Annotated in this window: 19 protein-coding genes; 6 read left to right on the forward strand and 13 right to left on the reverse strand. The window is 40.3% G+C overall.

Annotated features, from left to right (window positions below; all coding sequences use genetic code 11):
* The first annotated feature begins 47 nt into the window (after positions 1 to 47).
* From D0T08_RS04725 to D0T08_RS04735, 3 genes are all read left to right on the forward strand, one after another.
* Positions 48 to 2,036, forward strand: coding sequence for a plastocyanin/azurin family copper-binding protein (locus D0T08_RS04725; RefSeq protein ID WP_116981417.1), 1,989 nt, complete (start codon positions 48 to 50; stop codon positions 2,034 to 2,036).
* Positions 2,037 to 2,147: 111 nt separating this feature from the next.
* Positions 2,148 to 2,618, forward strand: a complete 471-nt coding sequence (locus tag D0T08_RS04730; RefSeq protein ID WP_116981418.1) for an SRPBCC domain-containing protein — start codon at positions 2,148 to 2,150, stop codon at positions 2,616 to 2,618.
* Between the two features lie 176 nt (positions 2,619 to 2,794).
* On the forward strand, positions 2,795 to 4,450 hold the full coding sequence (locus D0T08_RS04735; protein ID WP_158561194.1) for a DUF4832 domain-containing protein: 1,656 nt from the start codon (positions 2,795 to 2,797) through the stop codon (positions 4,448 to 4,450).
* Positions 4,451 to 4,534: 84 nt separating this feature from the next.
* On the opposite strand, the gene D0T08_RS04740 is transcribed toward D0T08_RS04735, so the two are convergent.
* The 4 genes from D0T08_RS04740 to D0T08_RS04755 form a co-directional block, all read right to left on the reverse strand.
* Positions 4,535 to 5,266, reverse strand: coding sequence for an alpha/beta fold hydrolase (locus D0T08_RS04740; RefSeq protein ID WP_116981420.1), 732 nt, complete (start codon positions 5,264 to 5,266; stop codon positions 4,535 to 4,537).
* A 111-nt stretch (positions 5,267 to 5,377) separates the two neighbouring features.
* Entirely contained in the window at positions 5,378 to 5,929 is a 552-nt protein-coding gene (locus tag D0T08_RS04745; RefSeq protein ID WP_116981421.1) for a hypothetical protein, read from the reverse strand.
* 133 nt (positions 5,930 to 6,062) lie between these two features.
* Positions 6,063 to 7,319, reverse strand: a complete 1,257-nt coding sequence (clpX, locus tag D0T08_RS04750) for an ATP-dependent Clp protease ATP-binding subunit ClpX (RefSeq protein WP_116981422.1) — start codon at positions 7,317 to 7,319, stop codon at positions 6,063 to 6,065.
* A 126-nt stretch (positions 7,320 to 7,445) separates the two neighbouring features.
* On the reverse strand, positions 7,446 to 7,808 hold the full coding sequence (locus tag D0T08_RS04755; RefSeq protein WP_116981423.1) for a hypothetical protein: 363 nt from the start codon (positions 7,806 to 7,808) through the stop codon (positions 7,446 to 7,448).
* Between the two features lie 288 nt (positions 7,809 to 8,096).
* Here D0T08_RS04755 and D0T08_RS04760 point away from each other — a divergent pair, with 288 nt between their 5' ends.
* Together D0T08_RS04760 and metF are read left to right on the forward strand one after the other, a co-directional pair.
* Entirely contained in the window at positions 8,097 to 8,969 is an 873-nt protein-coding gene (locus tag D0T08_RS04760) for a DUF6624 domain-containing protein (protein WP_116981424.1), read from the forward strand.
* 148 nt (positions 8,970 to 9,117) lie between these two features.
* A complete protein-coding gene (gene metF, locus D0T08_RS04765) occupies positions 9,118 to 10,077 on the forward strand; it encodes a methylenetetrahydrofolate reductase [NAD(P)H] (RefSeq protein WP_116981425.1) in 960 nt (319 codons plus the stop codon).
* Between the two features lie 82 nt (positions 10,078 to 10,159).
* On the opposite strand, the gene D0T08_RS04770 is transcribed toward metF, so the two are convergent.
* The 6 genes from D0T08_RS04770 to D0T08_RS04795 form a co-directional block, all read right to left on the reverse strand.
* Positions 10,160 to 10,501: a DUF2853 family protein gene (locus D0T08_RS04770; RefSeq protein ID WP_116981426.1), complete on the reverse strand. Its 342-nt coding sequence runs from the start codon at positions 10,499 to 10,501 to the stop codon at positions 10,160 to 10,162.
* 146 nt (positions 10,502 to 10,647) lie between these two features.
* A complete protein-coding gene (locus D0T08_RS04775; RefSeq protein ID WP_116981427.1) occupies positions 10,648 to 11,754 on the reverse strand; it encodes a D-TA family PLP-dependent enzyme in 1,107 nt (368 codons plus the stop codon).
* 248 nt (positions 11,755 to 12,002) lie between these two features.
* Positions 12,003 to 12,392 (reverse strand): VOC family protein, encoded by a 390-nt coding sequence (locus tag D0T08_RS04780; RefSeq protein WP_116981428.1) that lies wholly within the window; start codon positions 12,390 to 12,392, stop codon positions 12,003 to 12,005.
* Between the two features lie 3 nt (positions 12,393 to 12,395).
* Entirely contained in the window at positions 12,396 to 12,863 is a 468-nt protein-coding gene (locus D0T08_RS04785) for a RidA family protein (RefSeq protein ID WP_116981429.1), read from the reverse strand.
* 181 nt (positions 12,864 to 13,044) lie between these two features.
* Complete coding sequence (locus tag D0T08_RS04790) at positions 13,045 to 14,352, reverse strand: gluconate:H+ symporter (RefSeq protein WP_116981430.1); 1,308 nt, start codon at positions 14,350 to 14,352, stop codon at positions 13,045 to 13,047.
* Positions 14,353 to 14,424: 72 nt separating this feature from the next.
* Positions 14,425 to 15,690 (reverse strand): McrC family protein, encoded by a 1,266-nt coding sequence (locus D0T08_RS04795; protein ID WP_158561195.1) that lies wholly within the window; start codon positions 15,688 to 15,690, stop codon positions 14,425 to 14,427.
* A gap of 291 nt (positions 15,691 to 15,981) precedes the next feature.
* Here D0T08_RS04795 and D0T08_RS04800 point away from each other — a divergent pair, with 291 nt between their 5' ends.
* Positions 15,982 to 16,815, forward strand: a complete 834-nt coding sequence (locus D0T08_RS04800; protein WP_116981432.1) for an MBL fold metallo-hydrolase — start codon at positions 15,982 to 15,984, stop codon at positions 16,813 to 16,815.
* Positions 16,816 to 16,896: 81 nt separating this feature from the next.
* Here the strand turns inward: D0T08_RS04800 and D0T08_RS04805 are convergent, their stop codons facing one another.
* The 3 genes from D0T08_RS04805 to D0T08_RS04815 form a co-directional block, all read right to left on the reverse strand.
* Positions 16,897 to 18,426: an ATP-binding protein gene (locus D0T08_RS04805; protein ID WP_116981433.1), complete on the reverse strand. Its 1,530-nt coding sequence runs from the start codon at positions 18,424 to 18,426 to the stop codon at positions 16,897 to 16,899.
* A gap of 3 nt (positions 18,427 to 18,429) precedes the next feature.
* Positions 18,430 to 19,569 carry an FIST signal transduction protein gene (locus tag D0T08_RS04810; protein WP_116981434.1) on the reverse strand — a complete coding sequence of 380 codons (1,140 nt, stop codon included), beginning with the start codon at positions 19,567 to 19,569 and terminating at the stop codon, positions 18,430 to 18,432.
* A gap of 199 nt (positions 19,570 to 19,768) precedes the next feature.
* Positions 19,769 to 20,926: a galactokinase family protein gene (locus D0T08_RS04815; RefSeq protein WP_310586251.1), complete on the reverse strand. Its 1,158-nt coding sequence runs from the start codon at positions 20,924 to 20,926 to the stop codon at positions 19,769 to 19,771.
* Between the last annotated feature and the right edge of the window lie 34 nt (positions 20,927 to 20,960).

Genomic DNA, 20,960 nt, shown 5'->3' on the forward strand with positions numbered 1-20,960 from the left:
GATTATAGCTTGCAAAAGCTTAAAACTATTCAACCAAACCATTAGAAATGAAAAAAATATTCATTTTATTCCTATTCACTGTCTCGGGAGTATTTGGGCAGAACCGCCCTTTAGTTGAAGAAGATTTTTATCGTATTGTCACGCTTCCCATACCGGAGGGTGTTCAGTTAGAAGTGGGCGGATTAGCTACTTTGCCAGATGGTCGCCTGGGTGTTTGTACCCGTCGCGGCGATGTATGGCTGGTTTCAAATCCTTATATGAAAAATGGTACTACCCCTACTTACAAAAGATTTGCTACGGGTTTACACGAGCCATTGGGCTTGAATTATATCAACGGTAACCTTTGGGCTACCCAAAGAGGCGAGTTAACAATTCTGAAAGATACCGATGGTAATGGTGTTGCCGACGATTATCAGGCGTTCTACAAATTCCCGCTTTCGGGTAATTATCACGAATACTCTTATGGCCCGGTTTTATTGCCCAACAACGATATGCTGATAACGCTGAACCTGGGTTGGATTGGTCATGGCGCCAGTTTATCAAAATGGCGTGGCTGGATGTTGCGTTTGACGCCTGATGGGAAAATGACCCCCTGGGCAACAGGTTTACGCTCTCCGGCAGGATTTGCCGTATTGAAAAACGGTGATATTTATTATACTGAAAACCAGGGCGACTGGGTAGGTTCAGGACGGATGACTCAATTGGAAGAAGGCGATTTTGCCGGAAATCCAGAGGGTTTAATCTGGACATCAGAGCCTGATTCTCCATTGAAATTAAAGGCTTCTAATGTCTTGGATACAGGCGAACCGATGTATGATATTGCGCCTAAAGTACCAAACCTGAAAGTGCCTGCTATCTGGTTTCCACACACGTTGATGGGTATTTCGACTTCTGATATAGCCGAAGATTTATCAGGTGGAAAATTCGGACCATTTGAGGGACAGCTTTTTGTTGGTGACCAGGGGCATAGCAAGATTATGCGTGTATTTCTGGAGAAAGTAAAAGGCAAAAGTCAGGGGGCTTGTTTCCCATTCCGTGAGGGTTTCCAATCGGGTATTTTACGCATGAAATGGGGTCTGGATAACTCGATGTTTGTGGGTATGACCAGCCGTGGATGGTCGTCTACAGGGAAAGATGAATTTGGTTTACAACGTCTGGAATGGACAGGCAGAACGCCATTTGAAATGAAAACCATCAAATCGATGCCTGATGGATTTTTGATAGAGTTTACTCAACCAGTTAATAAGGATATTGCTAAAGATATAGAATCTTATAAAGCCAATAGCTTTACTTATAAATATCATCACAATTATGGCAGCCCGATTATCAATGCCAAAGCCTTAAAAATCAAGGCTATTCAGGTGGCAGAAGATGGCATGAGTGTTCGTCTGGCTATTGATTCTTTGCGTTTGGGTTATATTCATGAGCTAAAATTAGAGGGTATCAGAAGCGCAGAAGACCGTCCGTTACTGCATAATTTCGGGTACTATACCTTGAATAATATCAACGATGCAGCTCCTGCAATAGATGTGAAGAAATATGCAGTTGTTGAGAAAAAAGCGGCCGAAGAGCATGCTGGTCACTCGATGAACAATGCACCTAAAACCGAAATGAAAGCAAGTGCCAAACGCGTAACCGAAATGCCGGAAAGCTGGGGCGGAAAAGCCGACCAGACTATCTCAGTAGGTACGAAGCCGGGTTTAAAATTTGATATTGCCAATATTCAGGTAAAAGCAGGTGCTAAAATCCATATCATTTTTAATAATAACGATGATATGCTACATAACTTTGTAGTAGTAAAACCGGGCACCGTAGGTAAAGTGGGCGAAGCAGCCTTTAAAATGGGCTTAGATGGCGAAAGCAAAGCCTATGTACCAAATTTACCTGAGGTAATTGCGCATACAGCCTTAATGCAACCGGAAGCTTCGGAGTCTATCTACTTTGTAGCACCAACTGCACCGGGCAACTATACCTTTGTTTGTACCTATCCGGGGCATTATACGGTTATGCAGGGGACATTGAAAGTAGTGAAGTAAGAAAGAGATTTTATATAGTTGAAGGGCGGCTTCTTTGTTGATTCAGCGCATTGCTGAACAATCAGGAGCCGCCCTTGTTATATATACACTTATACAATTTTCAGCAAGTGTATGTCTACAACTAAAAATTCAAGAGACATTAGAGCTTCAGCCGAAGTGCTTTATAAAGCTTTTACTGACCCCAAAGCGTTGGAAGTCTGGATGGCACCCGGTGAGATGACCGGGAAAATACATAAATTTGACCTTAGAGAGGGCGGAAGTTATGAGATGTCGCTTTATTATCCTGAATCACAAAAGAACGATGCAGGAAAGCCTTATGGCAAAACCGGAGATAATGAAGATAAATACACCGCTCGCTTTGTTGAATTGAAACCCAACGAAAAGATTGTTCTGGCTATCAATTTTGACTCAAAAGATGAAAAGAACACGGGCGAAATGATTATGGATGTGACGCTGACGCCTAAAGGTAAGGCTACTACGGTTACGATTGTATTTAAAAATATTCCACCGGGCATTAAGCCGGAAGATAATGAAAAAGGTACTGAAATGACGTTGGAGAAACTGGCGAAGTATGTGGAGTGATGGATACACTGAAAGTGGTACAGCAAAGGAGAATTATCTGGTATATCAAAAGCGAAGTAGTACTACTTCGCTTTTTTTTTCAGTCAATCCTATTATTTTTCTACCGAATAATAAGAAACACTTTATTCAATCATTTTTATTTTATAAGTTTGATATATCTTCATAAGGTTACGTCCATGAAAAACTTCTATAAAGAGCTATTAACCAAAGTAAGTATCTGCTTACTATGCGTCTATTGTTCGGTTACTAACCAAACATTAGCGCAGACTACCACAATCAATTATCAGGTAGATTATAGTGATTTCCCGAACCCGGAAAGAGGATTTTATAAACATTACGAAACGACAGATTTTACCAGTGATAATGTTTCTCCCCAATTAGATTTAGCACAGCTGATGGTTGCCCGAGGAGACAACAAAACTCTGGCATTGCGCTTATTTTACCTTAATAAATTTAAAAATACAGCAATTGCAGCAAGTTATCTGAATGGTATTCAGAACGATATGAATACAGCCCGCCAGGCAGGTGTAAAACTGATTTTACGATTTGCTTATAACAGCACTAATCAGACTATGCGGCATTCTGATGATGCTTCTCTGGCTATTGTTTTGCAACATATCGCGCAATTAAAACCTATCTTTCAGGCCAATGCTGATGTCATTGCGGCTATTCAGGCTAGTTTTATTGGTACCTGGGGGGAATGGTATTTTACACATCCTGACTTCACTAACCCAGATAATTCTCCCAATTATATCAATCGAAAAAGAGTGGTAGATTCACTGCTGAGCGCTGTGCCCACAAGCCGTATGATACAGATTCGTACACCTTATTATAAGCAAAATATGTATGGTAATGGCTCAACAGGCAGTGCGGCCGCAATAAACCCGATTCTTTCTTACAATGGCAGCCCTGTTGCTCGCTTAGGGCATCATAACGATTGTTTTCTGGCTAGTTCCACCGATTTTGGCACCTATCTGAACATAACCGAAGATAAAAATTATCTGGAAGCTGAAACAAAATATCTGGTAATGGGCGGCGAAACCTGTGTAGTTAATTCGCCACGCTCTGATTGTATCAATTTAGGAGGAGATGCTGATACTGAGCTGGCACGTTTTCACTGGTCTTTTCTGAATGCAGATTATAGAGCAGAAGTTTTAGACCGATGGAGTTCGCCCGGCACTTGCATGAATAATATCAGACTAGGGCTAGGTTATCGGTTTGAGATGATTAGTGGCACTTTTGCGAATAGTGTTGAGCTCGGAAAACTTCTTCAATTTCAGATTCGTCTGAAAAACGTGGGTTTTGCCTCCGCTTTCAATGCCAGGAAAGTTATACTTATACTACGAAATACGAGTAATAACAATGAATATTCTATCCCGTTGAACGATATAGACCCCAGGCGTTGGGAACCTTTTCAGAGTGTTTTTGATGAGGTAGATATTTATAGAAATATAGCTATACCGGGCGATTTTAAGCAAGGTATCTATAGTATGTGGCTACAACTAGCCGACCCCTACCTCTCTTTAACCTCAGATCCACTATATGCTATCAGAATGGCAAATACAAATATGTGGGAAGCGGCCACTGGCTATAACAATTTACAGCACCAGATAACGCTGCTTTGTCCAAACCAACTTTCTTTAACCAGTACCAAAGATGATTATTCAACCGGTACAAAAAGTCTGGTAGCCAATAAATCTATCATCGGACAGAATACTATTTCGGGAGGAAAAGTAAGTTATAGTGCCAGGAATTTTGTTGAATTAAAGCCTATTTTTGAAGTAAAACAAGGAGCGGTATTTGAAACATCGTTTGATGGATGCCAGAATTGATGGGGAATCTATTATGTGATATAAATATTTAAAATTGCCGTAATATCTAATATTACGGCAATTTTAAATATTGTTTTTATTCATTTAAACCGGAATATGCGAGCACGCCGCAATAAACTTCTCCACCATTTTCGCACATTCCTGCGGTCTTTCGAACATACCTGCATGGGCTACCCCGCTTAATACGTCAGTGTAGCCTTTTTTCAATAATTTTATCTGCTCTTTGGCTGCCTCAACTGGTACAAACTTATCCTCTTCCCCAGCAATAATCATCACCGGGTAAACAGCCTGTTTCAATACCTCGGTGGTATCTTTACGATTGCGCATAGCCATCTGGGCATTTTTCAACGAGCGTTTTGAGAATACACTATATCGCTCAATATGTCTTTCAATCAGTTCTTTATTTTTCTTCTTGAAAGCATCAGTATACATTTTCGGATAAAAATCCCTGATGAATTCTTCTGACCCGTGTTTTTCAATAAACTCTATAGTCTTTAGTCGGCTGGCTTTTCTTTCTTCATCATCGGGATAAGCAGATGAATGGAAAAGCCCGAGGCCATCAATCATTTCGTTGTATTTTTCGGCAAAAGCCAGGGCTATATATCCACCCATGGAGTGACCTATTAATACACATCTTTCAATATCCCGTTCTCTCAGAAATTCTTTAAGCCATTTTACGTAGTCGTCAATCGTTTCACAATCGGTAAAAGTGGCGTAGTCGGGCGTATAGTATGCGTGCTTTGGGGGAAGTAATGTCATAAACTCTTTCCATACAAAATGGTCTTCTCCAAAGCCGTGTATCAGAATAATATTCATAGGCAAAATCTAATTAGTGAATTAGCGAATTAGTGATTGAGTGAATAAGAAGACACTTTTTACCTACACAATGGCTAATTAATTGCTTACTCGGTTTAATAATAATTACAACTAAAATAATTTTCTTAATCCTCTGATAATAAAGAAGGCGGATAGCAGACCGAAGATAATCGCTAAAAGATTAATGTGAAGCAACGCAAAAACTATGGCAATTCCTAGTAGTACCAAACCTATTTTTAATCGTTCATTGAAGGCACGCTCAAAACCATTATGTCTTTTATGCTTTTTTTTCTTCTCAAAAATCCCTCTTTTCTCCTGCTTCTGGAATATCCCTCTTTTTCTATCGTTCGATAAAATTCTTCTCTTTTTCTTAAATAACCATCTTGGGAACAAATCTGTTTTTTCTTTTAACTGATTGTCTCCGAGAGGAATTGCTTCACCAATACCAACTACAGCATTTTCTATCTCCGGCGCTGTTAAAAGCGGTATTTCTTCTATTTCATTAAGTGTACTTATTTCCTTTTCGTGAACTATTAAAGGTTGGATTTTCTGTTTTTTAGGCTGATGATAATTTTCTGAAGCAGTTTTCTGAAAGTGAGCATACTCGCGTTTGCAACCAAAGGCAACGCATAGCACGCAGGCAAGCATTAGGAATTTAAGCATGTTAGTAATATCCTGAAATAGCGAATAGGTTACGAAAAGGTGAAACCGATAGGATAACTAGTATAAAAGGCAACAAAAAGCCCTATAAAACTTTGGCAAGTCTTATAGGGCTTTTTTTATTTAATCTACCCGATTATGCTACCAGTTTTAATTGATAGAACGCCGAGTGTTCGAATTTATTTTGTGCGTAGTCGAGTGTTAGCGTAAAGTGCTTAATCTCTTTGTTTGATGGTATTTCATACATCACGTCGGTCATAATGGCTTCGCAGATAGAGCGTAGCCCTCTGGCGCCTAATTTGAACTCCATGGCTCTATCGACGATGTATTCGATTACTTCCGGTGAAAAATCTAAAGTCACGTCTTCCATCGCAAAAAGCTTTTTGTATTGTTTTACCAAAGCATTTTTTGGTTCTGTCAGGATACGTCTTAAAGCCTCACGGTCAAGTGGATTCAGGTAAGTCAATAAAGGCAAACGACCTATCAACTCCGGAATCAAGCCATAAGATTTTAAATCCTGCTGGGTTACAAAACGTAAGAGGCTTGTATTTTCCCACAATTCCAGACGTTTGGCATCGTTCGAGAATCCAATCGGACGGGTATTAATACGCTTGGCGATATGGCGGTCGATACCATCAAAGGCACCACCACAGATAAACAGGATATGCTCAGTATTGATCTGAACCAGCTTTTGCTCAGGGTGCTTTCTGCCTCCTTGCGGTGGAACATTTACGATTGAACCCTCCAACAATTTCAATAAACCCTGTTGAACACCTTCACCACTTACATCACGGGTGATAGAAGGATTATCACTTTTGCGGGCAATTTTATCTATTTCGTCAATGTAAACAATACCTCTTTCGGCTAATTCGGTATTATAATCAGCGGCTTGTAATAAGCGGCTCAGGATACTCTCAACGTCTTCGCCTACATAACCTGCTTCTGTCAGCACTGTAGCATCGGCAATAGCGAAAGGCACCTGTAATACTTTGGCAATGGTGCGTGCCAGATATGTTTTACCTGTTCCGGTCTCTCCTACCATAATGATATTCGATTTTTCAATCGTTACATCATCTTCTCTTTTAGGCTGCATCAGGCGCTTGTAGTGGTTGTATACAGCTACGCTCAATACTTTCTTGGCTTCGTCCTGCCCGATTACGTATTGGTCTAAATGGCCTTTTAATTCGGCCGGAGGTTTCAAGTCAAATCTTGGTGAATCGCTTTTTTTCTTTTTCTCCTTTTTCACAACGCCATACAACTCCTGTTGCACAAGCTGGTGCCCTTGCTCTACACAGTAGTTACAAATATTTGCTTCTGTTCCTGATATTAAGAGTTCTACTTCGTTTTTTCTTCTACCACAGAAAGAGCAATAAGGTTGCTGTCCTAAATCCATTGAGTATGCTTGTTCTTAAATTTCCTACAAAAGTAAGCAAAATGTGTTGCTTTGCAATTAAAAAGCCTGAGAGCTTTATTGAGTGGCTTTCAGGCTTTAACAGTTTTTTTATACAAAAAAGTTTACTCAGGGCTGTTTATCTCCCTCCATCGTGGAGCCTTGCATAGTGAGTTTTAGCTTCGTAATCACTTTATTTTCGTTTCTTACAAATTCCAGTTTTCCATCATAGCCCACTACTTCAAAAACATCTACATCTTTGGTAGGTGCTAATGGTGCCGAGCCCTGACCTACGGCTTCGCCAGTTAGTTTTCCGCCTTGTAGTGTCACAATTATTTCTTCGAAAGGTGAATCTTTCATTTTATATTTACCCACGTAACTCTTTGCAGCTACGGTGTCTAGTGCAATGGTTGTAGAGGCCGTTGTTTGTGCAGATGCCTCATAAGTACAGGCAAATAAGCCAATAAATAATAGTACGAATAGTTTTTTCATTTGTTTCAATGATTTGATGTTGAAAATAAATAATGTTTCTGCAAGATAATTATTTTACAGAAACCAAAAACAAAAATGCAGTTAGAGAAAGATTAATTTTACGGAGTGGCGATCAACTAAAGATTGTTTATTTGAAATAGTATTAAATTGAGCTCCAATTAAGGGGGAAATGAAATATAATGTGACTAAAAAATTTCGAAATTAATCATGAAACGATTTACAATTATTCTGTTTTTTTATTGTTCACAGTGCTTTTCGCAAAGCTACGCGGATATAATAAAACTTGCGATGAAAGCCTATTCCAATAGAGACTATGCGCTTTCGGAGCAATACTTTGAGCAGGCATTTAAGCTGGGAACTCCTGCCAAACATGAACTATATAATGCAGCGTTGATATCTTCCATGAACAAAAATCAGGAAAACGCTTTTAAATATTTGCGGCTAGCCATTGAAAAAGGTTGGGATGACCCCGTTGCTATCGTGCAAAATGAGGGTTTCTTATACTTGCACCAATTTGATCAATGGAAAAATAATTTTGCAGCCATAGAAAAAGGGGTCGATGAACCTTTACAAAAAAAGCTTTTGATGATTTATGCAAATGATCAGAAAATGATTCAAAACATATCATCCATCAATCCTCAAATTCCGAATTACAAGGCCGTTCTGGATAGTATGGTTGTTATACAGGATTCTATGCAAAATGCACATTTACAAATCATAACTCAAGCTTTGGATACAAAGGGGTTTATCAGTAAGCTGATGGTTGGTACGAAAGCGAGTCAGGTTCCGTTTTTGGTTATACAACATTCTAACCTGACAACCCAGAAAAAGTACTTCGGGCTTTTCAAGGATGCCGCTGAAAGAGGACTATTTGATAATAAACTGCTGGCTCTTCTGGAAGACAGGATATTGGTTTTTGAGAAAAAAGAACAACTCTATGGGTCGCAGTTATTTTATGATAAGTCAGATTCTACTTATTATTTCTATCCTATTGCAGATATTCAGCATCTTGTTCAAAGAAGGCAAAGTATGAATTTAAATTCAATTCAGGAATATGCAGCCATGTATAATATAGTCTGGAGTTTGAAGGACTATCTCAAAAACCTTAAAAAATCAAAAAGGCGGTTAAAAAAAGGATTCGATAAGAAATTTACTGAATAATGATTAGTTATCTGAAAATCAGCCATAAAGCCGATATAAAAACTATTTAAATAAAACATTAAAGATAATTTACCTAAAATAATTTGTATTAATAAATAATATATCTATTTTTGCCTGACAAAAAAGATATATTTCTTAAATCAAGGCAATGGCAAAAGTAACTGAGCATCTGAGTAATACCCAAGGAAAGCCCGTTTTCTCCATCGAAATCATACCTCCGGTAAAAGGAAGTAATATTGATGATTTGTTGAAATCGATTGAGCCGATGATGGAGTTGAAACCGCCATTTATTGATGTTACTTTTCATAGAGAAGAATATATTCTGAAAAACCTGCCTGACGGTGGCACAAAAGAGATAAAAATTCGTAAGCGCCCGGGTACAGTAGGTATTTGTGCTTCAATCTTACATAAATTCGGGATTGACCCTGTGCCTCATGTGCTATGCGGTGGATTTACCAAAGAAGAAACCGAAGATTTGCTTATAGATCTGAATTATCTGGGTATTGAAAACGTGTTGGCATTGAGAGGTGACTATGCCCGCCCTTATAACTCGTTTAAAGCCAAGAAAGACGGTCATTTCTATGCCAACGAACTGGTAAGCCAGATTAATGATATGAATAATGGCAAGTATCTGCACGAAGAGGCAGAATACCTCAATGCCAGTGATTTTTGTATTGGTGTGGCGGCGTATCCTGAAAAACATTTTGAAGCACCGGATTTAGACCAGGATATTGTAAACCTGAAACGCAAAATAGCCGCAGGTGCCGACTATGTAGTAACCCAGATGTTTTTTGATAATCAGAAATACTTTGACTTTGTCAATCGCTGTCGGGCAGAAGGTATTACGATACCGATTATTCCGGGATTGAAAGTACTGGCTACTAAAAAGCAACTGAGTGTATTGCCTAAGCTTTTTTATCTGGATATGCCGGAGGCTTTCAGAAAAGAAGTGGATGCCTGCGAAACCGACAAACAGGCCAAGCAACTGGGTATAGAATGGTGTGTACAACAATGCCGCGAATTGGCTGACTTTGGTGTACCTGCCCTGCATTTTTATACCATGAGCAAGTCGGATACGACATTGGCAGTAGCTAAGCAGATATTTTAATTTTTTGGAGTTTGGAGATAGAAACGAAAAGCGGCACTAAAATTCAGCGCCGCTTTTTTAATGCCTTTGTTTTCTTTTTGGCTTATGCTTCGTAAACAGATTCTTTACCAAACTTAACTACCAGTAACGCGTAGAATACTGCGCGGTATTTGTTACGATTAGAAGCACCTAATTGTTGTACTACTTCGTCGATTGCTGCATCTAATGCAGGGCCATCTGCTAATCCTAATTTACCGATAAGAAAGTTGTTTTTTACGCGTGCTAATTCTTCAGGATCTGAAGATGATATTTTTGAAGAATCTGCATTGTAAATAGACGGGCCTAAACCTTTAGCAACGGCTGTCAGTAATTCTTCACTAATGCCCAGGCCAAGATCTGATACCTGTGCTTTGTAATCTTCAATTGCTTCTGCAAATTTGCTCATTGTCTTTAAATTTTAGGTGAGTGTTTTTTTGTAAATATTCTACAAAAACTTATATTTTCCAAATATCGGGGAAGTTTATTCCCGCTGTAACTCATTAAAAATTTATTATTAAGACGATGGCAGATCACGCAGGTCACACCTACTGGTTAAACACTGATTTTCCTACGTCTACCCAATACCTGCCATACCTGGTTAACCTGTTGGTTTTCAGCCACATAGGCCTCGTCGTACAGATTAACGGTAGGGCATACATGAAACGGTACTCCATATAATACATCCCCTACTTGCAGGGCATCCCAATCTTTTACTTTCAATACGCCATGCTCTTCACTTTGCCCGATTAATTCGTAATCGGTCAGGTTTAGAAAGCGTATGCGTTTATCAATCGGATTTTCGGCCGATACGGCCTTGTGACCCATATCTACTGTTACAATGCCTTTCTGAGGTTTTGAAATAACACGCGTTAATACCAATGCTGCATATTCAAAGGGCTGTTCGCTTAGTTTATCACCATAGCCCCAGTCCCATAGCACACAGGTACCCGGACTGCAATAGGTTTCAGCGCGCAATGCGTGAGAAGTAAATGCTGGTGTTCCTCCGGCAATCACCATCGGTTTAGGCCAGCCTGCCGCTTCAATAGCTTCTAAGAAATGTTTTACATCTACAAAACCCTCATCTATTTCGTGCTTACGACTTTCAAAATCATCGGCTCTTATATGCCCGTCATATACATGCAACCCATGTAGTTTAATATCAGCCTGTGAGGAGAGATAACGATACAAATCCATAATATTCTCATCCAACGGATGCCCTGACCTATCCATGCCACTATTGACATCTATGAAAACATGAGATATCAGGCCATTGGCTCCAAAAGCCCGGTTGTGTGCTCTGGCAATGTCTAAAGTATCAATTAAAGAAGCAAAGGTTACGTCGGGATATAGCTTCGAAAGCTCAATTAATCGTTCGATTTTAGGGCCAACCAGTTGATGGGCTATCAAGACAAACTTTGCTCCGGCCATAGCAGATATTTCAGCTTCGGCAATGGTAGCACATTTGAATTTGGTAATGCCCTCTTCCAACATCATCTTCACAATTTCGGGCATCTTGCTGGTTTTCACATGCGTAAAAAGGCGCTCGGCGCTTCCGGCAATGTCAATCATTTTTCTGATATTCTCACGTACCCGCTCTTTGTAAATCAGCAGTGACGGAGAATCCAGTTCGTTTTCGTTGGTTATTTTGTACCAGGGCATAGCGGGGATTAATTTTCAGGATGTAAAACTGTGTTAAGTTTCCCCTCCTTTTCAAGGAGGGGAAGGCAATTTCCCTGACGCAGTTGGGAAATTGACGGGGTGGTTGAGCGCGGGATTATAAATTAGTTTTGAATAGTTTAACAGGCCCTTACAACCACCTCCCCCTAAAACAATGAAAAATTGTTTTAGGGTACTCCTCCTTAAAAAGGAGGAGAAATTAAAGAAAAAACGGAATCTCTTCTTAACTATCACCCCTCATAAAACTCAATCGGTAAATCATCCGAGTCGGCGAAGAAGGTGAATTTTTTGCCTGTAAATTCATCTATTCTGATAGGTTCCACTTCTACGCCTTTTGCTTCAATCGCTGCTTTAGCAGCTTCTACATCTGCTACCTCAAAGGCTAGATGCCTTAAGCCACAAGATTCCGGTCTTGATGGGCGCGGTGGCGGATTTGGGAACGAAAACAGTTCTATCACGTAATTATCATCAATCGCAAGATCCAGTTTATAAGAATCACGTGCCTCGCGGTATACTTCTCTGATAATGCGCAAACCCAAAACCTCTGTATAAAAGTGTTTGGATTTGGCGTAGTCAGAACAGATGATGGCAATGTGATGTACCTTATTAATTTTCAGCATTTTTCAATCTTCATTTATTTCAAACATTGCTTCAATCTCAACTGGAATATTATCAGGCAATGTACCCATGCCTACTGCCGAGCGTACGCCAATACCATTTTCAGTCCCCCACACTTCGGCAAATAATTCGCTACAACCATTAATTACATAAGGGTGTTTTTCAAAGCTACTATTGCCATTTACCATACCTAATACTTTTATTACCCGTTTAATTTTATCAAGACTGCCCAATTTTGCTTTTATGGTAGTAAGAATCGTTAATCCTACCTGACGGGCAGCCAGTTTTGCGGCTTCAATGTCTATATCGTCTCCAACGCGACCAATAATAAGTGAGCCATCAGTTTGTACAGGTCCATGCCCTGATACGTACAAAAATTTATCAACAATAACGGCGGGTTTATATACGCCTTTGGGTGCTGGTGCTGGTGGTAAATCTAAATTCAGTTTTGCGAAATTTTCTTCAGCTGTCATTTTTACTGTGATTTTTATACAAACGATTTATTAATATCCAATTGGGTTCGAATAACGTTTTGCCACAATGTACACTATGGTACCCCAATGTTTCACTATTAAATTCATTGTGAAACATTGTGAATTTCGTGTACATTGTGGCAATTCCATTGTGGCAATTCCATTGTGGCAAAAATATCTGTTACACAAACAAATTCAAAACCAAAACGCCCAATAGACCTACTACAGAAACAATGGTTTCCATCACTGACCAGGTTTTGATGGTGTCTTTGATAGAAAGATTGAAATATTCTTTGAATAACCAGAATCCTCCGTCATTCAGGTGTGAAAATAATAAACTTCCGGCACCAATCGATAATACCATCAATTCCGGTTTTACGCCTGTCTGGTGTTGAATCAGTGGGGCAAGGATACCTACGGCTGTTAAACCTGCCACAGTTGCCGAGCCTACGCATAGGCGTAGCACAGCGGCGATTGTCCAGCCCAATATCAATGGGTTGATATCAAAGCCTTGCAATTGTGCTCCTATGTAATCGCTTGTACCACTATCTTTTAATATCTGTTTTAATGCCCCGGCTCCGGCTATAATCAATAATATTCCCGCGCAACTTTTAAAGGCTTCTTCCAGTTGTTTACTGACTTCTTTAATGTTTTTGCCTTGTTTGATGCCCAATAAATACATGGCTAACAATAAGGAAAGTAACATGCCGACATATGGTTCTGCAATCAATAATACTATCTGGTTATCAGGAAAATAACCTTTAATGAAAGAGGTCAAAGTGAGTAATACCACAGGCATTAATGCTACCAGAAGACTCTCTGTCAGGCTTGGTTGTTTTTCTTTTGGGATAGGCTTTAAATTGAAAAGAGAACTATCAATCTGTGGTTTGTATTTTTTGAGGGTACGTCCGAATATCGGCCCGGCAATGGCGATGGCAGGAATGGCTACTATGATACCGTAGATGAGGGTTTGCCCTACATTGGCATTGAGTTGAGACGCAATAGCTGCAGGTGATGGGTGCGGCGGCAGATACCCGTGTGCTACAGACAGAGCCGAAAGCATCGGGATACCTATATACAAAATAGGCATGCCTGTTGAAACCGCAATAGAGAAAATCAAGGGCACTACAATGATGAAACCTGCATTATAAAACAAAGGAATACCGATAATGAAGCCCGCCAAAGCTAACCCCCATTGGAGGTATTTTTTACCAAAAATAGTAATGAGCGTATCGGTTATGCGTTGGGCGGCACCGCTTTCTGCCACTAATTTACCAAGCATGGCACCGAAACCGATAATCAGAATCAGGTCGCCTAAGGTTCCGCCTATACCTGTCTGAATGGCCTTGCCAATGGCAGGAACATCCATGCCTGTTGCCAGACCCAGACAAATAGCTATGAGAATGAATGAAATGAAGGTATCGAGTTTTACAAAAGCTACCAATACTACAAGTGCTACGATAGCAATCAGGGTAAGTACAATAGGCATCGGTTAGAATAGATTGAAGGTTTGATGTGCAAGATAAGTAAAAATGTCTAAAGCACCTATCGCACTTTAAACTCACCCCAATATTTTCCGAACCTCAGCTTCTCCTTCGTTCATGAGTTCAAAAGGCATTACGTGAAGCACTAAATCTTCGTCGTAGTCGAATACCTCCAGAGGTTGCTGAAAGTTTTCGTTGGCAGGATAAATCAGGAAGAGCTTTCTGGCCTGATACTTTTTGCCGTAGGCATACATCTGGTATAAGTCGGCTTGCTCTATGCCGTAGTTTTGTTTAGGTTTCGAGCCGTCAATCAGTTTCCATTTGGTGTCGAAAATCCAGATTTCTCCGGCATGCGTTTCTACCACAATATCAGGGATGAGCCTGAACCGGGCGTTTTCCCTGTGTTTTGATACCAGATGCTTGCGCCTGTCCTGCAATCTTACGTGATAATCTGACTGGGCATATTTACAGAAGAGCTTGCCCACATAGTTTTCAAACAAGACTTCCATCGGGAAGAGCAAAGATATTTGTGCATAATTTCCTGAAAAAGGTAAGAATGATTGCTCATTCAGAAATACCCACGCCCATTGCAGGAGGTTATCGTAACGCTCGAAATGCGGACTAGCAGTAGTACTTCTGGTAAAATCCTGATTGAGATTGGTTGAAAGACTGATTTCATCGAAAACCGATAGATTCTGCCAGATGCGTTGTATGGTTGGGTTAGAAAAAGAATAGTTTTTCAGCCGATGTAAACAGCTTTTCAGGATTCTGTTCTGCGGAATATCATGGATAAAATCATCGTATGAGGTAAAGACTGTATGCTGTTTCAGCATATTCTGATGGATATTTTCGGCTACTAAAACCTTACCTTTAATAAAGGTTTCGTTGGCTTCTATGGGCTCATAGTTTCTGCCGAGCCCCGCGCTTAATAGTCTTTCCAGTTCATCTAAGAAAACCTTGACGTAGATTTCCAATAATGGCAGGTTACTGATGGCCAGATGTGCTTTGGCCAGTGCCTGATACGAGGGTATCTTCTGCAGCATTTTCAGCAATATGCGTCGGGCTTCTTTGGGGGAATCGGCAGTAGATTTCGGTAGAATTTCTATCTGAATGGTTTCAGAAATGGGTATCAGCCCCACATAGTTTTTGACTTTTATCTGTTCTTTGCCTCGTTGAGCCGAGTAAGAAAATAAGGTATCATTGGCATAGCCGAATACCAGTTCTTTGATACGAAGAAAGACATTGTCTGCAACAAAAATTTCAGCAAAGGAATCCACAGGCGAGTCATAATCACTTGCTTTTTTTATGGTGCCGAATTCTGAGATTACTATGGTTTTTATCAAGGTTTGTGTCTCCTGGATGCTGTCTGGTTTACTAATTTAGGGAATTTTCTTGGAGTTTGCAAGTGCGCGGATTTCGTAGAGGAGCCAGCATGTCGGTGGTGCGCCTCACGGCTCTATTATTCTCTTATTTATTTAACTATGATTAAGACTATATTCATTCGTCTTCTTCTTTACCAAATTCTCACTCCCCACTTCATGCGTAACCATTTACCCGCCATTCTATAACATCTAGCATAACCATATACTTAAGGCTACTGGCATAGACTTTGGGCGTTTCAGCGAAAAAAGATTATGGAGCAGAGTAAAGACAATAAAATGATTCCGATGACATCGGTGGATAGTGGAAAACTTCGGGAGGTGGCGCCTGATGTGGCTTATTTTACCAATCAGATTGTGAACCTGATTATGATTGGGAAACCTGATAGCTCGTGGGTATTGGTAGATGCAGGCATGCCTCAATCAGGTGAAGAAATCATTGAGGCAGTTGAACTACGATATGGCAAAAATAATCCGCCATCGGCTATTATATTAACGCATGGGCATTTTGACCACGTGGGTAGTATTGTCTATCTGCTTTCCAAATGGCGTGTGCCTGTTTATGCTCATTTGCTGGAATTTCCTTTTTTGACGGGTCAGCAGGCTTATCCTGAACCTGATACTTCGGTAGAGGGTGGTTTAATTGCAAAAATATCATTCTTATTTCCACACGAACCCATTAATATTCAGGAAGCTTTACAAAGCTTACCGGCCAATGGCAAAGTTCCGCAGTTGCCTGACTGGCAATGGATTCATGTGCCCGGACATTCACCCGGACAAATTGCTCTTTTTCGAAAAGAAGATGGACTACTGATTTCTGCCGATGCCTTTGTAACGGTGAAACAGGATTCTTTGTATAAAGTGCTTACGCAGGAAGAAGAAGTGAGTGGCCCTCCGGTCTATTTAACTACCGATTGGGCGGCGGCCTATCAATCAGTCAAACGATTGGCACAGTTGAATCCTGAAACAGTTATCTCCGGGCATGGCACAGCTATGCAGAGTGAAGAATTAAAAAGAGGGTTGGATGAATTAATTGCTCATTGGGATGAGGTGGCGTTACCAGAGCATGGTAAATGGGTAAAAGCTTAATCTAGTAAACTAAAAAATCCTTTCGTAAAAAAGCTAGTATAGCGTTTTCACAAAAGGATTTTTCTTTAAATCTACCTATAATTAAATCCTACCACTATACTTAGCAATCTTCATATACAATTCCTTTGGATTGAAAGGCTTGGTTACGTAGTCGTTCATGCCTACATTAAAGGCTCTGTCCTGATTATTGAGGGTAGCCGAGGCAGTCAGGGCAATAATTGGTATCTCTGCCCCTGTTTCGCGTATCTTCTCTACTGCCGTGTAGCCATCCATTTCGGGCATCAGTAAGTCCATCAGAATCAAATCATATTCATTCTTTTTAAACTTATCTATCGCTACCAGACCATTGTCTGCGGTATCGTAGGTAACTTTCCATTTATCAAGAAACTTGGTAGCTACTTTGATGTTTACAAAGTAATCATCTACCAGCAATAGCTTTACACCTTCCAGACTTACGTCCTCATTTTCTGTCTCCGATAAAGCGATGGCCATCTGTTGTTTAACAGTGGTACCTATTCTTAAATCCAGGGTAAATGAAAACTGTGCACCTTTACCCTCTTCACTTTCGAGCTCAATATCACTGCCGTGCAATTGCACTAGTTTTTTACTGATTACAAGGCCCAAGCCTGTGCCGCCAAATTTACGGGTAGTCTCAGAATTGGCCTGCGTAAATCTTTCAAAAATGAGTTTCTGCTTTTCCGGAGAAATCCCGATTCCAGTGTCTTTTACTGAGAAATAAATGCTTACATGTTCAGCATTTTTCTTCATCACAGATACCTCAATGGTTACGCTACCGTTGATAGTAAACTTCACGGCGTTGGAGACCAGATTGTTTAATACCTGTGCGATTCTCAGCGGGTCGCCGATTAAAGTATTCGGAATATCGTCGTCGAGCATCAGTTTAATTCTGTTGCTCTTTTCTTCGGCTTTTACCTGATTGGCTTTCTTCACATTAGATACCAGCAATTTCAGATCAAAAGGCACCTCTTCCAGGTCTACTTTCCCGGCTTCAATCTTACTGAAATCCAAAATATCATTAATCAACATGTGCAGGTTTTCGGCTGAAAAATGCAAGGTTTTCAGGTTTTCCATCACCGATGGTGTCTGTTCTTCCTGTTGCATGAGGTACGTAAGACCGATAATGGCATTCAGCGGTGTTCTGATTTCGTGGCTCATCATTGAGAGGAACTCAGATTTAGCCTGTGTAGCGTTTTCGGCTACTTCTTTGGCATGAATCAATTCAGCTTCAATCTGTTTCCTGACCTGTATCTGGCGTTGAAGCACATCGACCAATGATGATAGATTTCTGTCATCCACTTCACCCAATTCACCACTTTCAGGGGTTTCCAGCAAATAAATGGCCTCAATCAGTTTTTCAACTGACTGACGGCGCTGGGTTATCTCACTTTTTAATTTCTGATTGATTTCGTAATATTCTACTTCGTTTAAAGATGCCGAGTGTTCTGATAATTCTTTATCGCGGTCGAAACTATGGTACGAATCGTTGACAACTTTTATAAAACTCTGAAATGCCTCATGTTGAAGGCATTCTTCCGACAGATATTTCTTTAATTGTTTAGCAAGTAGTTTATGTAAATTCTCAAGCTCCATTGGTTAATTTTCTGAAAAGGTAGTGATTGTCATGGTCTGATTATGCAATTCGCATTGCGCACTCGGATGAAGCGGTGAAATCTCACCATACGAATAGAAACCAGTCATGACCGTATCTTTACCGAAAACTTCTCTGGCGGCTTCTACTTCTTCTTCCGTACGCTGTCCTAAAACCAGTTTTCGGCCTACGCAACTCACCAATAAGGCAAGTTCAGGCGATTGCTTCATGTTTTTAATGGAACTCTGGGCAGCTGTAGAGGAAGCATCTACCAGATGGTCGAAATTGGCTTTCATAAATCTTACCATCGCACCTTTGGGTAGTTCTCCTGCAAAAGTCATACTTTTATTTTCTTCATCAATCGTCAGAATCGTCCGTACAATCGGTTCTGAATCTGGTTTTACCCGCATCGAAAGCGGGAATAGTAACGCAGCACCGGGTAATTCTTTGGCATATTTACCCAGATACTCTTTATACAAATCAAGAGCGGCTTTATCGCCTATTTTATACAATACATTGTATTCCGACTCCGTCACTTCTCTTTCAGGGCCGAAAACATCCCATCCACCCATCGTGCCATGACCTATTTTGAGGTCTTTGCCGTAGAGGCCAATACCCACAATGCGGCCCTCGGTAGGTTGCTCGTTTAGGCCTACCAATGTTTTTTCAAAGCGACCTGCATCACCTGCCAAACCACCCGAAATCGGTATTTCGTGATTAGTAGCTATATTCAGCGCTTCAATCAGCTTGCTGCCATTTACCTTGCCTCCATCCGAGATTATCAGAATAGCAGCTAAATCATCGCCTTTTAAATTGCGGGCAATGGTTTCTCCGGCTACAAAACTCTCTGTATGGTCGTGAATATCAATTTTGGTGGTTTTAACGATAGTCTTGTCAAATTCTACGGCTGTTACAATGATAGAGTCGTCGTGCACACTATCGTCGTATATTTCGCCAGAAGTAGAATTGATAATAATCTCAGCAGCCGGATATTCCTGGTGTAGGTATGGATAAGGATCGTTCGATTCCAATAATTTTCTTTCGCCAAAAGCCAGTACTAACTGGGCCTTTGCTGCCGAGAAATTTTCTTCTTTTGATAATTCTTTCCAGTTGTCACCAACAAATTTAGTTTGACGTATTTTCATTAGGTTGTATTTTTCTAAATTTATTGGGCAAAGATTATACTAGTTTTAAAAAAAACAGAAGAATCAGACATTAAAAATCAGATTCAGCCAAATTGTTTAACAAATGACTATTTTTAATATAGATTAATTAAACACAAGTACACATATGACTATATAGAAAACTTATGCCAAACTACCCCTATACGAAATATTTATTTTCTCAGAGGCTCATTGTCCCTTTATCAATCTTAATCACAAAGCTTTTTCCGCCGACAGCATCAATGGCAGCGGCTACTTTCTCAGGGTTGTTTGGCGCATACACAAACATACATCCCCCTCCACCTGAGCCGTTAATTTTTCCACCTAATGCGCCTGCTTCTATGGCTGCTGAAAGCATACGTTCGATTTTTGGGGTTGAGATGCCTAATAAATCTCTCAGAATACCATGATGTTCTGATAATAAGGCACCCACCTTCGCATCTGTCATTGCCTGATTTCTGAATAATTCCAGCGCTTCGGTCAGAATATCACGGTTTCTTAGTGTTCCGCTTAGCAATTCATACTCGTCTCCACTTAATACTTCTTTTAATTGCTCTTTATCAGCTGTTTCAAAAGTATGCAATGAGAAATTGGGTAAATGCTGTTTTATCTTTTCAATTAAATCTAAGCGTGCAAATTTGGCACGTTTTAATACACCGATAGTATCTTTTGGTTCGAGGGAATCAGCCAGGACAAACGCACCCAGATTGGGTTGCAATGCCTCTGCTGTTACTTTTGGTTCAAACTCCAGATAGACGGCATTGCCTATGGCTGTTGACAGGTGATCCATCATCCCACCCGGTTCGTTAAATTCCACTATTTCAGCTACAAAAGCCAGTTCTCCTAGTTCCTGTTCGGTAAATTCATAAGGATTATCAGCCATTTTAGACAAGAAATGAATCCAGGTAACTAATAAGGCCGATGAACTTGAGGTGCCCGAATTGATAGGAATATTGCCATTGACGGTACATTCTATGCCTTTCGAAAAGCGCAGGCCTTTATCAATCAATACATTATAGCCGCTTCTGAAATAATCGCGTTTTTCGATATAAGGTAATCGGCTGTCTGAAACCTCCATCTGTAGTTCTGAAGCAATATCCGGCAGGTGGATAATGATTTTGTTGTCGTTCCGATGTTCTCCTTTGATTTGTACTCGACGGGAAATAGCCGCTGCAATAACCGGTAGTCCTAAATAATCCTGATGTTCACCAAAAAGGCATATCCTGCCCGGAGTAGAGATAGTTAGCATGTTATGAATGTGGTAGTGTTGACTATATTGTTTTTCTCGTAGAGACGCCATGCATCGCGCGGCGAACCGATCATCTTTACAAAAGAACATTAATTCTTGACTTAAAGACAAAAATAGCAAAAAG

The sequence above is a fragment of the Emticicia sp. C21 genome (assembly GCF_003418935.1).
Taxonomy (GTDB): domain Bacteria; phylum Bacteroidota; class Bacteroidia; order Cytophagales; family Spirosomataceae; genus Emticicia.

What these genes read in the sequence shown, in the direction of transcription:
- D0T08_RS04725 (WP_116981417.1), top strand. Translation starts at nt 48, where the DNA reads ATGAAAAAAATATTCATTTTATTCCTATTCACTGTCTCGGGAGTATTT.
- D0T08_RS04730 (WP_116981418.1), top strand. Translation starts at nt 2,148, where the DNA reads ATGTCTACAACTAAAAATTCAAGAGACATTAGAGCTTCAGCCGAAGTG.
- D0T08_RS04735 (WP_158561194.1), top strand. Translation starts at nt 2,795, where the DNA reads ATGAAAAACTTCTATAAAGAGCTATTAACCAAAGTAAGTATCTGCTTA.
- D0T08_RS04740 (WP_116981420.1), bottom strand. Translation starts at nt 5,266, where the DNA reads ATGAATATTATTCTGATACACGGCTTTGGAGAAGACCATTTTGTATGG.
- D0T08_RS04745 (WP_116981421.1), bottom strand. Translation starts at nt 5,929, where the DNA reads ATGCTTAAATTCCTAATGCTTGCCTGCGTGCTATGCGTTGCCTTTGGT.
- clpX (WP_116981422.1), bottom strand. Translation starts at nt 7,319, where the DNA reads ATGGATTTAGGACAGCAACCTTATTGCTCTTTCTGTGGTAGAAGAAAA.
- D0T08_RS04755 (WP_116981423.1), bottom strand. Translation starts at nt 7,808, where the DNA reads ATGAAAAAACTATTCGTACTATTATTTATTGGCTTATTTGCCTGTACT.
- D0T08_RS04760 (WP_116981424.1), top strand. Translation starts at nt 8,097, where the DNA reads ATGAAAGCCTATTCCAATAGAGACTATGCGCTTTCGGAGCAATACTTT.
- metF (WP_116981425.1), top strand. Translation starts at nt 9,118, where the DNA reads ATGGCAAAAGTAACTGAGCATCTGAGTAATACCCAAGGAAAGCCCGTT.
- D0T08_RS04770 (WP_116981426.1), bottom strand. Translation starts at nt 10,501, where the DNA reads ATGAGCAAATTTGCAGAAGCAATTGAAGATTACAAAGCACAGGTATCA.
- D0T08_RS04775 (WP_116981427.1), bottom strand. Translation starts at nt 11,754, where the DNA reads ATGCCCTGGTACAAAATAACCAACGAAAACGAACTGGATTCTCCGTCA.
- D0T08_RS04780 (WP_116981428.1), bottom strand. Translation starts at nt 12,392, where the DNA reads ATGCTGAAAATTAATAAGGTACATCACATTGCCATCATCTGTTCTGAC.
- D0T08_RS04785 (WP_116981429.1), bottom strand. Translation starts at nt 12,863, where the DNA reads ATGACAGCTGAAGAAAATTTCGCAAAACTGAATTTAGATTTACCACCA.
- D0T08_RS04790 (WP_116981430.1), bottom strand. Translation starts at nt 14,352, where the DNA reads ATGCCTATTGTACTTACCCTGATTGCTATCGTAGCACTTGTAGTATTG.
- D0T08_RS04800 (WP_116981432.1), top strand. Translation starts at nt 15,982, where the DNA reads ATGGAGCAGAGTAAAGACAATAAAATGATTCCGATGACATCGGTGGAT.
- D0T08_RS04805 (WP_116981433.1), bottom strand. Translation starts at nt 18,426, where the DNA reads ATGGAGCTTGAGAATTTACATAAACTACTTGCTAAACAATTAAAGAAA.
- D0T08_RS04810 (WP_116981434.1), bottom strand. Translation starts at nt 19,569, where the DNA reads ATGAAAATACGTCAAACTAAATTTGTTGGTGACAACTGGAAAGAATTA.
- D0T08_RS04815 (WP_310586251.1), bottom strand. Translation starts at nt 20,926, where the DNA reads ATGTTCTTTTGTAAAGATGATCGGTTCGCCGCGCGATGCATGGCGTCT.